8 protein-coding genes are annotated in these 16,150 nt (G+C 63.0%); 2 read left to right on the forward strand and 6 right to left on the reverse strand.

From position 1 onward, the window contains the following. Positions 1-135: 135 nt before the first annotated feature. The 5 genes from OO12_RS28260 to OO12_RS22445 form a co-directional block, all read right to left on the reverse strand. Positions 136-8,682 (reverse strand): autotransporter-associated beta strand repeat-containing protein, encoded by an 8,547-nt coding sequence (locus OO12_RS28260; RefSeq protein ID WP_034160987.1) that lies wholly within the window; start codon positions 8,680-8,682, stop codon positions 136-138. Between the two features lie 364 nt (positions 8,683-9,046). After that, positions 9,047-10,282, reverse strand: coding sequence for a hypothetical protein (locus OO12_RS22430; RefSeq protein WP_034160988.1), 1,236 nt, complete (start codon positions 10,280-10,282; stop codon positions 9,047-9,049). Positions 10,283-10,301: 19 nt separating this feature from the next. Then, positions 10,302-10,712: a hypothetical protein gene (locus tag OO12_RS22435; protein WP_034160989.1), complete on the reverse strand. Its 411-nt coding sequence runs from the start codon at positions 10,710-10,712 to the stop codon at positions 10,302-10,304. 349 nt (positions 10,713-11,061) lie between these two features. Then, a complete protein-coding gene (locus OO12_RS22440) occupies positions 11,062-12,759 on the reverse strand; it encodes a sensor histidine kinase (protein ID WP_152616602.1) in 1,698 nt (565 codons plus the stop codon). A 35-nt stretch (positions 12,760-12,794) separates the two neighbouring features. Beyond that, positions 12,795-13,445, reverse strand: coding sequence for a response regulator (locus OO12_RS22445; RefSeq protein WP_034160991.1), 651 nt, complete (start codon positions 13,443-13,445; stop codon positions 12,795-12,797). 133 nt (positions 13,446-13,578) lie between these two features. Here OO12_RS22445 and OO12_RS29335 point away from each other — a divergent pair, with 133 nt between their 5' ends. Next, complete coding sequence (locus tag OO12_RS29335) at positions 13,579-13,704, forward strand: hypothetical protein (protein WP_268747934.1); 126 nt, start codon at positions 13,579-13,581, stop codon at positions 13,702-13,704. Between the two features lie 264 nt (positions 13,705-13,968). Here the strand turns inward: OO12_RS29335 and OO12_RS22450 are convergent, their stop codons facing one another. Further along, positions 13,969-14,904, reverse strand: coding sequence for an SDR family NAD(P)-dependent oxidoreductase (locus tag OO12_RS22450; RefSeq protein WP_052216185.1), 936 nt, complete (start codon positions 14,902-14,904; stop codon positions 13,969-13,971). Positions 14,905-14,960: 56 nt separating this feature from the next. Here OO12_RS22450 and OO12_RS22455 point away from each other — a divergent pair, with 56 nt between their 5' ends. Further along, positions 14,961-15,395 (forward strand): MarR family winged helix-turn-helix transcriptional regulator, encoded by a 435-nt coding sequence (locus OO12_RS22455; protein ID WP_034160992.1) that lies wholly within the window; start codon positions 14,961-14,963, stop codon positions 15,393-15,395. Positions 15,396-16,150: the final 755 nt, after the last annotated feature.

Consider the following 16,150-nt stretch of genomic DNA (forward strand, 5'->3'; position numbering starts at 1 on the left):
TAGACCGGTATCCCAAGCTCGAATCGCGATGGCTCCATGGTTAGCAAGGAAAGGCTCTGTCGGAGCGGCGAGGGCGCGCGCCACTTGGCAGCCAGCCAGACCGGGCGTTTAGCAAATCGATTCAGGTTGGGCTTCTCAGAACTTGAACGCCAGGTTCACCCTTGCCGTCTGATCGAAGAGGCGGCTTCCAACCTGGGCGCCATAGGAAATCCCAATGCTGGTGCGGCCGGAAATAGCGACATCGAGACCGGCATCGATGGTGGCGGCATCGCGAGTTAGCGGCAGGCCCGCAATCGCGAATGCGCCGCCACCCGCCTGATAGCGCAGCGCTGTGACCGGCGTCGTATCGCCGAACGCATGACGCCACCCCGCTCCAACCCGTAGCATCGCTTGAGCGCCGCCGAGATCGAAGCTGGTCGTGGTCCGCAAGCCCAGCGTCGTGAAGGTCACATCGGTCCCGGCTTTAGCGCCCGAAAGCTTGGCGTAGCCATCCGTCTCGCTGAACCCGTTGGTGCGGGCGCGAACATAAGCGACGTTGGCATAGGGTTCGACCTTGATCCGGCCGAGATCGAAGCCATAGCCCAATTCGCCGAATGCCTGGAACGTACCACCATTGTAGCTCGCCCGCGTCGTATCACTGAAGCCAGGAAAAGCGATGTTCCGGGTCGTGTGCAGATCGCTCCAGCTATAAGCAATGCCGGTGCGTATCGAAGCCGCACCCCATTGGGCACCGGCATAGGTGCCAAGGTGATAGCTATCGATCTTGCCAGACGATCCCCGGCTGTCGAGGTTGGTCTGGTTATAACCCCACACCGCGCCGAGCCGCACATTACGGCTTCCGGCGTCGAGCCCCATCAACAGGCCGCCGGTCGAGCGGTTGAGCCGCGAGGCATTGCCGTCGCTGCCCATGCGCCCCCAGCTTCCGATCGCCTGCCCCCAGACTCCGCGTCCTTCCCCGTCTGCGCTGGCACGGATGCGATCCAACACCGCCCCCCGTACGAAGCGGCTGTCCTCCAGCATCGTGGTGCGCATCGAGGGCTGGATGTCACCTGAGAGCTGATCGAAGGCGTCACGCGCCTGATCGGCCGAGAGGTTCACCACGGCATCGAACACCGGGCTGTTCCAGCCAAGCTTTTCGGTCGGGCCGCCGACAGCAATCTGGTTCGGCGTCTGTCCGATCCCGGCAAAGCTGATGTCGTTGCGGCGCAGCCGCAGATAGACATTGCCGGCGTCGTAACTGAGTGATGGATCGAGGAAGGCAAGATTGCTGGTCACGCTTGCGAAGGTGCCGCTGACACCGCCTATAGCCGACAAGATCGTGTAGTCGGTCTGAGGCCTGTAATTGCCCGAGCCAGCCACCACGTTCACCGTCCCGCCACTGATGATGGCCTGCCCGGTCGCGTTGATGCGGGAAGCTTGTCCGGCCGCGTTCGCGGCGACCTGATAGGTTGAGCCCGCATTGAAGGTGATGCCACCTGCCACGCTCATCGTCCCGATGCTGCCGCCAACGCCCGGTCTGACCGTCGCGCCGCCGGCGACGTTCAGGCCGCCGACCGACCCCGTACCGGTAAAGAGCCCGCCCGCGATCGTGACGGCGCCAGTGATCGCGCCGGTGTTCGTCGTCGTCCCAACGCTCTGCGTCAGGCCGCCGTTGATCGTGCCGGCGTTATTGACGATCCCGGCTGTGTTGAAATTGCCGTTCCAGGTCGCGCCAGCGCTGTTGTTGATTGTGCCGATATTGGAGGTCACATTGGCATTGTAGGTGCCGTTGTTGGTGACTGTCCCGGCATTGTCGAGAGCGTCGGTCACGGTGCCGTTGTTGGTGATGACGCCGCCGGCATTGTTCACGATGCCGGTGGGGGCGGTCAGCGAGCCGCCCTGAGCGACGGTGACGCTGCCGCTGTTGGTCAGCAGCCCCGCGATGGCGTAGGCGCCGGTTGTGGTCACCGCGAGCGTCGCGCCATTGGCGTTGCTGAAACCGCCGTTGCCCGTCACGGTACCGCTTACCGTAAAACTGCCGCCCGCATTGTTGGCGATGGTGCCGTTCAGCGCACCGCCGCTGACGTTGACAGTGCCGGCGTTGACCACACCATTCGAGACACTGCCGCCCGTCTGGACGAAAGTCGCCCCGGCATTGTTGGTCACGCGGCCTGCGACCGAGCCGGCATTCCGGAACGCGGCACTATTGATAACGTCGGACGTGATGCCGCCGGTCGCAGCGATCTCCAGGGTGCCGCTCGAAATGGTCGTGCTGCCGGCGTAGGTGTTTGCGGCGGCGAGGATGGTGGTACCCGTGCCAATTTGGTTGAGCGTGCCGGAGCCGGAAATCTTACCCGCGAAGGTCGTCGTATCCGATCGGTCGAACGCCAGAACGCCGTTGTTGACCACATTGCCCTGGATCGAGCCCGTCATGCCGCCATTGCCGAGTTGGAGCGTGCCGCCGGAGATCGTCGTGCCGCCAGCATAGCTATTGGCGCCGGTAAGGATCAGGGTGCCGAGATCGGTCTTGTCGAGGCTGCCGGAGCCGCCGAGCGCGGAGCCGATGGTCGCGGCTATGCCCGCACCCGCAGCGGTGCCGTCGCCCACACGTATGGCAGTGGCGCCACCGATCAGCGACAGGCCATCGCCCTGCACCACAAAGCCGTTGTTCGCGAACTGAAGACCGGTGCCGATGTCGAGCGCGCCAGCCCCGGCCGCATCCACGGTCACCGTGCCGGGCGTGCCGACGAAGATCAGCATCGTCGCGGGATCATAGGCGCCGTTGGCAGTGGCATTGGTGTTGGCCCAGTTGGTTCTGGCAGCGCTCCACACGCCCGAGCCACCGTCCACCATTCCGTTCGCCGTGGTGCTGGCGCCGTCCCAGAAGATATACGGTCCCGACGAGGCAATCAGGTTGACCTGATGGGCAACCGACGTCTGCACGGTCAGGTCGCCAGCGGCATAGCCTGCGGGCGTCGCGCCGATAGCGAGGCCGGAGCCGCTAAGAGCCCCGCCATAATCGAACAGGCGGTAGAGGCCGTCTCCAAAACCGCCCGCATTGCCGACGTTCAGCGTGCCGTTCAGCGCCAGGTCGCCCGTGACGTTGAACAATCGGGTCGTCGACGGCGCACCGAGTGAGACATTGACGACCGAGCCGCCGCTCAGCGCCAGCGATCCCATCGACAGGGTCTGGCCGGCCCGGCCCAACAGGATACCGCCATCCGCCACGGAAACGTCGCCGGCGATCGTGCCGGTCCCGCCCAGGGCGGCACCCGATGCGACCGCGACCTGAGTATTGCCCAGAGCCCCATTGATCAGCAGCGTTCCACCAGTCAGGTTGGTATTGCCGGTATAGGCGTTGCTGCCGCTCAGGGTCAGCGTGCCCGTGCCCGATTTGGTCAACCCGACGATCGTTGGCGCGATGATCGGCGGAAGGGTAGCGCTGCCGGGGCTGAGAATCTGGATGCCATTTTTGATGGCACCGCTGAAAATGGTGTCGGTAGCCTGATCGACGGTGAGCACGCTGGTGCCCCCCATCGTGACAGTGCTGGTGATATCGCCTGAGCCGGAGAGCGAACCGACCGTCTGAGACGTGATGCCGAGATCGAGCGTGGCGCCGCCCGCGATGAAAAGCGATCCGGTCTGAGCACCGAGCGTGCCGCCATCACCAATGAACAGCCTTCCCGCCTCGATATTGGTGCCGCCTGCGTATGTGTTGGCCCCGATCACGTACAGTTCGCCCGCACCCAGCTTGGTCAGCGCGCCGATGCCGCCCAGCGGAGAGGAGATCTGCATTTGATAGCCGTTGCTGTCGATGAAGGCGCCACCCGCCATGATCGTCACATCGCCGGCTGCGAAGTGGCTGAGCAGATCGGCGTCTGCGGTCGTGGCGCGAAGAATGCCGCCGTCGAAATTGACCGTTGCGCCACCCCGGCCTCTGTGGACTCCGTTGGTTTCGAGGACGCCACGGGAGCCGACTGTACCGTTCAGATTCAGCGTGCCGGCGCTGGAGTTTGTTTGCACCATATCGACCGTGCCGGCGCCGGTGCTGACCCTGCCGCCATCGGCGATCGTGAGCGTACCCGCGCCCTGATAGCCGAGGAACAGATAATCCGTCGTCCACACGGACCCGATGCCGGTGACGAGCATCGTGCCATTGCTGCCGGCCGTTTCACCGATATAGCTGGTCAGGTTCGCGACCGTACCGCCATTTGCGATCGCCAGCGTGCCGCCATCGACACTGGTGAAGGAGAACGCGCTGTTGCCGGCCAGGGTCAGCGTGCCAGCGCCCCCTTTGATCAGCCACACGGTACCGTCCCCGGCTCCCGTCATATATCCGTCTGTGATCGCACCGCTGAAACTGGTGTTGGTCGCCTGATTGACCGTGAGGGGGCTTATCCGGCCGCCATATACCGAACTGGTAATGCTGCCGGCACCGGACAGCGCGCCGACCGTCTGGTTGGTACCGGTAAGATCAAACGTGGCGCCGCCGGCGATCGCAAGCGCACCCGTTTGTGCGCCAAGCGTGCCGCCCAAGTCGACGTCGAACTTCAGTGTGCCCGCCGAGATCGTCGTTCCACCGGTGTAAGTATTGGCCCCGGAGAGAATGAGCGTGCCGAGGTCGGTCTTGTCGATGCCGCCGCTGCCAGTAAGCGCGGCGGAAATCGTCGCGTTCATGCTCGCGCCGGCTGCGGTGCCGTCGCCGACGCGGATCGGCGTGGCTGGCGCGGTGAGGTTCAATGCGTCGCCGGATACTTGATAGCCACCGACGAAGAATTGCATCCCGCCATTCACATCGAGTGCGCCACCGCCCGCGCTGACCGTCACCGTACCGGGCGTCCCCTGGAAAATCAGCATCGCCGCCGGATCGTAGCTACCGCTCGCGCTGCCGTTCACATTCGTCCAGTTGGTGCCGGTCGCGGTCCATATGCCCGCACCGCCATTGACCAAATTATTGGGCGCGGTCTGCGCCCCATTCCAGAAGGCGAACGAGCCGGGATTGGTCGACGCACCGACGAGGAGATTGACCTGATGGGCAGCCGTCTGAACCTGAAGATTCCATTGAGGATTCGCAACGGGATCGACCGCCAGACTGCCGCCGCCGGTCAGGTTTCCGTCGAAGCTGATGACGCGATAAAGGCCCGAGCCGAAGCCGGTTTGGGGGGAAACATCCAGTAGCGAGGTTCCGGCAATCACCAGATCACCCTGGACCTTGAACAGCTCCGAGGTGGACGGCGCCCCGAGAGCGGCGACCACAACCGACCCATTATTCAGAGTCAGGCTGTTCATGGTCAGCGTCTGACCCGATTGCCCGGCCAGGAGGCCGTTCTGGTTCAGCGTCACCGCGTTGAAGACCGTACCGGCGCCGGAAAGCGCGCCGCCGCTATCCACAGTGATGGCGCTGGTGATCGAACCATCGACCTGAATTTCGCCGCCGCCGTAAATTCTCGTCGGCCCGGTATAGCTGTTCGCCCCCGACAGCGTGAGTATGCCCCCGCCGCGCATGGTCAATCCGACCTGAGCCGTGCCGCCGACGATGGGATCAAACCCGTCGCTGATGACGCCGGAGAAAATGGTGTTGGTGGCCTGATTAACGTTCAGCAAGACGGGATTGCCGAGAATCGTGCCGGTGATCGTGCCGGCGCCAGACAGCGCGCCGACCGTCTGCGAGGTGTCACCGAGATCGAGCGTAGCGCCACCGGCAACGACGAGCGAGCCGGTCGTTGCGCCCAATGTGCCGTCACCCAGAACTTGCAGGGTGCCCGATTCAACAATTGTGCCGCCGGCATAGCTGTTCGCGCCGGTCAGGGCCAGCGTGCCGCCACCTTGTTTGGTCAATGCGCCGACGCCACCCAGCGGCGCGGAGATGATGACGCCTCCCCCATTGCTGTCGATGAACGCGCCGCCTGCCTTGATCGTCACATCACCATCAGCGAAGCCGCTCAGCAGATCGCCGTTGAAATTCGCTGCACGCAGGATGCCGCCATCGAAGTTGACGGCTCCGGCACCCTGGCGCTTTGTGATGCTTGGCGTTTTCAACACGCCACGCGCGCCCGCCACGCCGTTCAGGTTCAGCGTGCCGGAACCGCCCTGACCGACGATAAGAACACCGCTGTTGGTCCATGAGCCGGCACTATCGATCGTCACCGTGCCAACAGCACCACTGCCGTTACCGACCACGGCGGTGGCGCTGGAAACACCGCCGCCATTGGTGATGTTCAGCGTACCGTTACCGAATGCGCCGACGTTGAGGTTGCTGGTGCTGGTCCATGTCGAACCGGCGCCATCGACCGTGACCGTGCCATCGCCGTCCGAATAGCCGATCTGGCCGAAGGTGCCAGAAACGCTGCCGCCGTTAATGATGCTCAGCGTACCGCTGCCGCCGCCCCAACCGACCTGGATGGCGCTTGTCGTGCCGCTGTTGATCCACGTCGAACCCACGCCATCGACCGTGGCTGTACCCGTGGCGCCGCGGCCGACAATGCCGTCGCCGCCGGTCTGGCGGACGCTGCCGCCATTGGTGATGTTCAGCGTACCGTTGCTGTTCGCGCCGGCCCCGACATAGACGCCGCTGCCGCTCGTCCATATCGAACCCGAGCCATCGATCCCGACTGTGCCCGTGGTACCGGCGTCCTTGGCGATCACGCCATTGTTGTTGGAAACGCTGCCGCCGTTGCGGATGGCGAGTGTGCCGCCGTTGACGGCGATTTCGCCACTGAAGTTGCTGGCCCCCGTCAGCGTCAGCGTGCCGAGGTCGGTCTTGTCGAGGCCGCCGGTCCCGGTAAGCGCGGAGGCAATGGTCGCGGTCATGCTCGCGCCGGCCGCGGTGCCGTCCCCCACGCGGATCGGCGTGGCCGACTCGGTGAGGTTCAGCGCATCGCCGGACATTTGATAGCCGCCGACGAAGAATTGCATCCCGCCGGTCACATCGAGTGCGCCGCCGCCCGCGCTGACCGTCACGGTGCCCGGCGTTCCCTGAAAGATCAGCATTGAGGCGGGGCCGTATACGCCGTTCTCGCCGCCGCTCGCGTTCGTCCAGTTGGTTCCGGCGGCGCTCCATATGCCTGTACCGCCATCGACCACATTGTTGGCAGCGCTATTCGCGCCATCCCAGAAACTATAGGAGCCGGGCACGACCGCCCCAACCAGCAGATTGATCTGGTTGGCCGCTGAATTCTGCACGCTCAGATCGCCGGCAGAATAGCCGGTCGGCGTCGCGCCGATGGTCATCCCGTTGTCGGTCAGCGCCCCACCATAGTCGAACAGGCGATAGAGACCGTTGCCGAAGCCACCAGCATTGCTCACATTGAGCGTGCCGTCGAGTGTCAGATTGCCGGTGACATTGAACAACCCTGTCGATGCCGGAGCGCCGAGCGTCACTGCCAGGGTCGAGTCGGTATCCAGTGACAGGCTGGACATGGTGAGCGTCTGGCCCTGCAGGCCCGACAGCGTGCCGCCGCTCTTTACCGTCACCTGACCGCTGATCGTGCCCCGACCGCCGAGCGTGCCCTGGTCGTTGACGCTGACGTCGCCGGCGATCGATCCGCCATTGGCGCCCCCGACGTTCAGCCGGCCACCGCCGTCGATGATCGTGCCGCCAGTATAGGTATTGACGCCGCTGAGGATCAGCGTGCCGGCGCCTGTCTTGCGCAAGCCGACGCGGATCGCGGTGCCGCCGGAAGTGCCATCGACCCCGTCCTTGATGACGCCGGAAAAATTCGTGTCGGCCAGTTGATCGAGAACGGTGAACAGGTGGCCATTGGACGATGGCTGGGTCGTGGTGATCGTGCCTGCCCCGGAGAGCCCCCCCACCCTCCCGGATGCACCGCCAAGGTCGAGCACGGCCCCGCTGTAGATCGTGAGCGAACCGGTCTGCGCGCCCAGCGAACCGCCACCACGAAGCAGCAACGTGCCCGCTTCAATCGTCGTCCCGCCCGAATAGCCATCCGAGCCGGAAAGGGTGAGCGCACCCGACCCACGTTTGACCAGGGCGAGCGGAGCACCTCCATCAGTAATGCCCCCCGAGAAAGAAGAATCGCCGAGCAGCGAACTGTCGATCGTCAGGGTCGCGGCCGTAGCCGCGTTGTTCGCGATCCAGCCGCTGTTATTGGCGGCGCTGGTGATACGGCCAATGACGGTATCGATACCATTCAGGTACATGAAACCCCCGATGCCGCCGCCGACCTGATTGCTGAAAATCAGAGCATTGGCGTTGTCCAGGGCATTGGCGGCCCGTATGTTGAGGGTGGCGTATTCGAAAAATGTCTGGGTTCCGCCACCGATCGCGTTTGCGACATTGAGGTTGAGGCTGCTGCGCTCCCTGAAATACTGTGTTCCACCGCCGATCGCGCGTGAAACATTCACGTTCAAAGTGCTATCGCCGCTGAAATCCTGCTGTCCGCCGTGGATGCTGTTAATCGCCCGCGCAGTGAGAACGCTGGTTTGTTTGAAATATTGCAGCCCGCCGTTCACCGCATGCGCTACCGACGCGTCCAGCATGCTGGTGTCGTAGAACATCTGCGTCCCGTCGGTAACCGTATCGGCCGCCGCCGCGTTTAGCGTGCTGGAATCTCTGAATTGCGCGAGGCCCGGGGAGTTGAACGGGCCGTTGGTCGTGTCGTTGCCGGTATAGGTCTGGGCATGCGCCGACTGGGGCGAGATGGCGATCGCAAGGAGCGCGAGTGTCGAGGTCGTGACAGACAATGTCTTGAGGGAGATAGTTCCCGAACGATTGCTGTTGCCGGAATTTCTTGCAGTCATCGTTCCTGTCCCCTTGCGACGACCGGCCGCGCGAGTGTGCAAGGCGGCGCGCACGGGCATCCACCCCACGCCACCATCGGCGGGACCGTAATCGTTTGATTGCTCTCCATTCCCGCTGGAGAGATCCGGCCGCACTTTTGCTGCGCCGACAGCGGCACATCAATCCCGCGTTCAGGGGGTGTCGGTGCGATAATGTTGGTAAATTCAGGGTTTTCCCCTTGTCGGGGATTGGTCTGGCGCCGAAAGGGTCCGCGCGCTCCCGGTCCTCAGTTGTTGCTTGCCGCCGCGCGGCGCAGTGAGCCGCAGATTAGCACCCCCCGGCGCCGCGCACGATACCGCCCAGCATTCCACCAAGGCCCTTGGGCTTGCACCGCTTCTTCTGTTCCTGGTTCTGCTGGTCCTGGCCCTGCTGCTCCTGGCCGCTCTGCGCCCTTATGCGCCCCATCGGCATGCCCTGCGCCTCCATCCAGCTTGTCACGGAACGGTGCCGGATGCGGGCGTTCCATTCGAGCCGCCAGGGGATGGCATCCGAAACCGGGCGTGGCGGATAGGAGAAATCTTCTTCCGGCCCGAAAGCGGTCAACGTGCCGGTGCTGAAGTCGGGCATCGCCTGCCGCACTTCGACCGGTATCACGCAACTCGTGACCGTCGGGGGCAGAACGGTCCTGTCCTTCACCAGCCTGGTCACCTGAGCCGGCGAAAGCCAGTCCGACAGCCCGCCGCCGAACTGGCGGGTGGCGCTGCTGGTCCAGATAACCATGTCGCCCATCTCGCCGTTCGGCCCCATCTTGCCGCCGGTGACGAACGCCAGATATCCGGTGGCGTCAAGGATGCCGGTCCAGCTCAGCATGGTTGCACCCGCGGCCTGCTGACGGTTGGTAACCTGCAGCGGCTGCATGAAATCCCTGGCGGCCGTGAAGCTTATCTCCGGGGCATAATTGCTGACGATACGATGCGCGCCGATCAGCGAGCTGTCCGGCTTTGCGGACTTGCCGTCCTCATACGGCCAATGGCCGAATGTCCGGCTGTTCTGCAAGCTGGGGCCTCCGTCGCGCGGGATCGTGGTCGACCAGATGCCTGCCGGCATCTGGCCGCCGGCAACCTTGGCGAAGTCGATGATCACGGGTTGCCCTTTGGGCGCATTCGCTCCGCACCCCCAGAAAATCAGCAGCCGGCCTTTGGGCTTTTGCGGCAGTTGATCGCCCTCCGCGCGCTCGACCCTAGCCGTACCCAGAAGCACCGATTTGCCGAGCCTGGCGCCGGCGGGCATGAAATGCTCCGCCCTCGGATCGCCCTTCGTCGCAGCTTCCGTCGATCCCAGCCGAAGCAGCAACTCGTGCTGGACATTATTTCCCGCTCGTCCACCGAACATCATCCCCATCATCGAGCCGGTGCCCATCGCGGCCGTGCCGGAAACCGTCCCCGCTTTCACGTCGTAACGCGCAACCGGACCGCTGGCCGGATTCTGCGCAGCGAACAATGGAAGCGAAGCGATCGTGGCGGCACCCACCACCGTGCCCAATACAATGCGTCGAGATACCATTGTCCAACTGCCCTGATTTTCAAGTCCGCAAACCGCGCTCCCACCGAAGATCAGTGAGGCCCATTGAAGCGATACGCAGGCTCATTGCCATCGCCGCGCGAGTATCGGAGGCTCGGATTCGTGAGCCTGCGGCTGAACTCGGTGGCCATCGCTTTGGGTTGCTCGATCTCAGCGGCAGAAGGGCCCGGTCGGCGAACAACGTACAGGCAGTGTTCGGTTTGGCAGCGACGCGTTTTGCGAGATCGCTGCGCACGCGCAGATCCACGCAGCGGCCCGATTCCCCACGGCGCGTCGCCGCCGATCGCCTTGCCAGCGTGCCGTTCAGCATCAACTCGGCCATCGCACCCATTACCTGCCGTGTGCCGTCGTGCAATGGCTCGGTGTGCTTGTCCTCGCCGCCCAGCGCCGCTTCCATGCCATTGGCTTGCATGATCTTGTCGTGCAGCCAGAATTCCAGCTTCGAGACGGCCCCGCGCGGTCTGCAACGGGCCCTCGTCCCGCACCTTCTCGAGCTGGGCTTTGGTGGGGACGAAGGGGTTGCTCGATCCCTGTTCATTGTCGGGCGTCTTCCCGCAACCTGTCAGGAGCAGGGCGTCCGCAATGATCGCGGTGTTTGTCCATGCTTTGTCCGGCACCTCGACCTTCCCCCTCGCAATCCACGCCGCGTGCGACAGCCCCGCCAGGGCCAGCGCTTAATACGTGAGCGATGAAATTTCCCACCTTGGGGCCGCCACAACAATCCCGCGTTCAGGGGATGAGGGCACGATAATGTGGTCGGTTCAGGCTTTTCGTGTCGTGGCAGCGATGATCGGGATGGTCAGGATCAGTTGCGTGCCCCGTCCAGGCACACTTTCGATTTCTATTCGTCCGCCCATCTGATCCGCCCGGCGGCGCATGTTTGCAAGGCCGCGCCCTTCGCCGGCTGCGCCTGACGCGCTCTCCGGCTCAAACCCCATGCCATCGTCCGACAGCATAACGAGAATGGTGCCATCTTCACCCGGCTTCACCGCGAGTTCGATCGTTGTGGCGGCAGCATGCCGCACACTATTGGAGATACCCTCCTGCAACAGCCGATAGAGGCTGAGCAGCCGCCGCACGTCGAGGCTCGGTGCGGGGATCGGAAGCGTACAACGATAGTCCAGAGTGATGCCGGATCGGGCGAGACGGCCCGCCATGCGCTCCCGAAACAGCGCCAGCGCCTCATCGATCGGTTCATTGCCCGCGTCGATCGCACTGGCCATGTTGCGCAGGTCATCGACCGCCGACTGCAGCCCCTGCTCGATTTCCAGCGAATTCAGCCGATTCCCGCGAACGTCGAGGAGCATGTGCGTCAATACGCCGCCCACCCCGTCATGCATGTCGCGCAGCAGACGCTGGCGCTCGGCGTCGATCGCGATCACCCGTTCCTGATGGCGCAGCAGTTGCGAGGAGCGCAGCAGGCTCGCGTCCTGTTCCAGCACCTGACGTTCCAGATCGCTGCGCTCCCCCTCCGCCTCCTGATTGAGCCGGTGCCCTTGCAGCCCGATCTCGAACAAGATGCCAAGCATCGTCAGCGGCGGCGCGAGGACCGATGCCTGCAATGCGAAACCGGTGGGTGGCGGCAGGAGAAACAGGTCGAAACCGATCGAGGCAAGAGCGACAAGCAATATCGCCAGAACCCGGATCGCCGGCCCCGGCGCTGTCCGCCCCATTCGCAGCAAGGTTACAACGCCATATCCGAGCAGCAGGGTTAGCGCGATCGCATCGAACCAGGGCACAATCGTCGCGAAATCGGCGCCTGCAATCATCATAACAAGCAATATGGCGAAGGTGACGATAAAGCAGCCGCAGGTCGCCCACGCCTCGCGCGACCGCCAGTCGGCAAAAGCGTTCACGGCAAGCGCCGCCACCGTCAGCATTAGATATTCGGTGCCGTAGCGCAGTAACGGAAACCAGGCATAGGGCAGGTTTTCCACCCCGAAGGTGGTGAGCCATGCGTCGATGCCCACCAAAATGAGCAGCAAGCCGGTAACGCACTGGAGACGCGAAAACCGGTTGACCGGCAACAGGACGAGCAAAGCCGCTCCCATCATCAGTTCCGTCGCAACGACCAGCCATACCATGTCGAAACGCTGGAACCGTTCCCGAGCGGCCGCCTCGCTCAGGCGGTCGAAAGATCCTGCATAGGCTATCGCCGCCTTCGGGCAGGGAGACGTCAGGCAGGTAAGCGACCACTCATTCCCTACTGTCGTTTCTGCGCGCGACAATAGACTCGCCTGCGCCGGATACAGGACCACGGGCTGCCAGCCCGGAATACGCAGCACGGCCGGCCCGGAAAGCCCGAGGGCATAGCCGCCTATCTTTCCCGGTTCGGATGCGAGCAGCGCACGCGCTACCGGCAACCGGTACTCTTCAAGCGTGCCGACCGGTCGCAAGCCAGCGACGATGAGCGCGTAGGCGCCCCAGAACAGCAATTGCGCGCCGACGATGATCGCCACCGCGCGACGCCATCCCGTCAGCCGGGACACGATGTTCACGGGCGCAGCAACCCACTGCGAAAGGCGCGCACCATGGCCTCGCCCCGGTTGCTCACCCGAAGCTTCCGGTAGATCGATTTCACATGATCACCAATTGTGTGCGGCGATATCTCAAGCGCCGCCGCCGCCTGCCGGTTGCTGTAGCCCCGCGCCAGAAGCTGAAGCAGTTCGATTTCGCGCGGCGACAATGGCGGATCGGCATCATCCGTTTTCGAATTGTCCCGTTGCCGACGCAGATGACGCAACACATAAGCGGCGATACTCGGCGACAACGGCGCGCCGCCAGTCAATGCATCGGCGGCTTGCTGACCGATGTCGAGGCTGTCGAGATCCTTCAGCAGATAGCCGTCCGCCCCCGCCAGCACAGCCGCCAGAACGGTTTCCTGATCTCCGAGCACTGATAGGACGAGTATTTTCGGTTCGAGGCCACCTCGTGCACGGATTTCTTCGATCAGTTCGATCCCGCTTCCATCGGGAAGGCCAAGATCAAGAATAAAAAGATCTACCTTCCGATCGAGCAGGGCCCGCGCGCCTGCCAGCGTGTCTGTCGTGGCCACTAGCGATAAGCCGGCGTGCGCCACCACACCGCGTCCAACATGAGCGGAGACAAGCGGATCATCCTCGACAATGACGACGTTCGCCTTCACTTCTCCCACTCCCCTGTCCCGCAATCGGTCTGCCGGGCCATTGTGCACTGATCAATACACCGTACCGCTACCTTTTCACCCAGCTGTCTGATTTCAATCCCCGGTTCGCGGGGTAGTTCGCTAACCTGGAGACTTGGAGCGCTACTTGAGTGCCAAGGGTGGAATGTCGATCCGTGAGTTGGCTTCGAGCGCCATCCTGGAAGAGTTCAGCAAGCAGCTCGAGCGTCAACAGGTCGCCGCCCGTGTGCGCATCACTTGACCGAGTCCGCTTTCGGGAACGGCGCGTAGTTCAATGAATGGCCGCTCATGGGCGCATCGCTGCCGACCCAAGGGTCCAAGCGAACGTCCGCGTTGCGCAGGCGGCAACGACCCAATTTCTGCCGTCCGGGCCGCCCAGCTCGCTCCCCAACTTCGGACTCTTGTTCACATGGGCCGATGACTCGCAATGCGGGCGACGACAGCTAGGCGGAACGGCGAGAAGTGGGACATTCCTGCCCTTTAAAGCGGCAGCGGCGAACGGCCGTTATCCGGCGGAAGCGGACGAATACGTCGACGGGACATCTCGGAATCGCCAAACCGATTGGCTGGTAGCGCTCCACAACTGCCGTCGTGCCTCATCGCTGTTCGCGGGAGAGGCAGGCATCAGGCGATGGGCGCCCTTTACCGAGACATACTCCCCGGTTCGCTCGCCGAATACGGGATCGGTGGCAAGGCGGACGATGATTCCCGCCCCATGTTCGGGGTTGCCGATGCCCAGCCTTTTCAGTGCCCAGGCAAGCGGACGAGCAAAGCCCAGTTCGCGGCCAAGGCTTGTGACGTTGAACCCGGGACACAGGCAATTGACGGCAACGCCGCTGCCCTCAAGTTGCCGCGCCAGTTCGAGAGAGAACATGATGTCCAGCAGCTTGGAGAAGCCGTAGATTTTCGACGATCCTCGGGCGGCGAAAGGTGCGATGTCGAACAGATCACTGGTGATGTCGCGACTGCGACTCTGGCAGGACGCTTCCGAGCCCACAGTGACGATGCGCGAGGGAGCAGAGCGTATCAGCGTATCCCGCAGAATATCCGTCAACAGCCAGGGCGCGAGATAGTTGACTGCGATCATCTCGGCAAAGCCATCCTTAGTGATGCGCTGTCGAAAGGCGTGAAGGCCGGCATTGTTGATGAGCACGTCGATATGGGGATGCCGCGCGGCAATTGCCCGGCCGGTCACGGCCACAGCCGACAGGTCGGTGAAGTCCACATAATATATGGCGATCGAGGCGGAAGGGGCGGCAGCCGCGATCGCCTTTTGCGTCCTGTCGGCTTTGGCTTCATTGCGCGCGGTTAGGATCAGATCGGCGCCGCGCCGGGCGAGTTCCAGCGCCGCCAGATAGCCGATGCCATCGGTTGCCCCCGTAATGAGGATAGTAGGTCTGTCGGCCACGAGCGCCTCACCATGTAGTGGATATATGTCCATCAACCATATTGGTTGCTATATGTCCACAAAATTGGAAGAATGGTGTCGGAGGAAACATGGACCCCAACCGCTCAGACGTCATTGCCGCGCTTGGCGGGGAGTTGAATGCCCTGCTGGCAGCCTTTCGCGCCATCATGGCCGGTTCTGCGGCACAGTTTCATGCCGATCTCCAGCCCGCGGCCTATCAGATCGCCGTGACGCTCGCCGCGCGCGGCGCGTCAAAGGCAGGCACTTTGGCCGAAAAACTCGGGATGGATAAAAGTGCCGTCAGTCGTCTGGCGAAATCCCTCTGCGGGGCCGGACTGGCCGCTGCCTCACCCGATCCCGAAGACGGCCGGGGCGTTCTGTACAGCCTGACGGATGAGGGTGCGGACAGGGTTCGGGTAGCCAATTTGGTCAAGTCCGATGCATATTTCGCGCGCATCGAGGGATGGAGCGACGAAGAGCTTTCCCAGTTCGTCATCTCGTTACGGAAATTCAATCAGGTCTGAACGCGTTGCGCCGAATGGCGCCAGAAAAGGACAAGCGGCACCGATGGACAATCAAAGGTCCGTTATTGACGGCCTAGAAAGCCGCAGATGCCGACCATCAAATGCGTGAAGCGCGAAGGCCCGCTTTTGCTAACAGCCGCCGTTCGCTGCAGAATTGCGACTGTCCGACATTGGTCGGCCACAGAAGAGCCTCGCCGTGCAGGCGGGCGGAATGACTACCGGGCGCCCGAAGCTGAGGCCAATTTAGGCCGACAGCAGGCGCTCAGAATCTTCGCCCGGACGTAGCTACCCGATCGCTCGCACCGCCGTTCAGAGGCACCGTAAAGCGAAGTGCCTCCAGGCCCGCCTGTTGATTTGCGTGGGTTATTGGTACTGTACGAATATCGTTGGGCCTTGACTTCAATCAGAACTCGTGCGGACTATTACGCAATACCGCTTTGCTTTGAAGCCAAGGCAGAAGTTGCGCGCACGGTCGAATTTTTTAAACTGAAAAAGGAGAGCGATCATGGCACTTAAACCAGGGCCAAAGCCGATAGCGAAATCAACAGGGAAACCGGATCAGCGCCGCCGCGATAACAAAACCACACCAGGGAATACACCGTCCCTCAAACCAAGCAAATCTAGCAAGTTGAACCGCGCCGGGTCTGCCGGAGGCCGTGGGTTGTGAGTCACGCTGCCATATCGATGTTGTCCGCGGCAGCATAATATTGATCTTCGGCTTCGGCAGGCGGGATGTTGCCGATGGGCTCCATCAG

Origin of the sequence: Sphingomonas sp. ERG5 (genome assembly GCF_000803065.1) — a bacterium.
In the GTDB taxonomy this organism is placed as follows: domain Bacteria; phylum Pseudomonadota; class Alphaproteobacteria; order Sphingomonadales; family Sphingomonadaceae; genus Sphingomonas.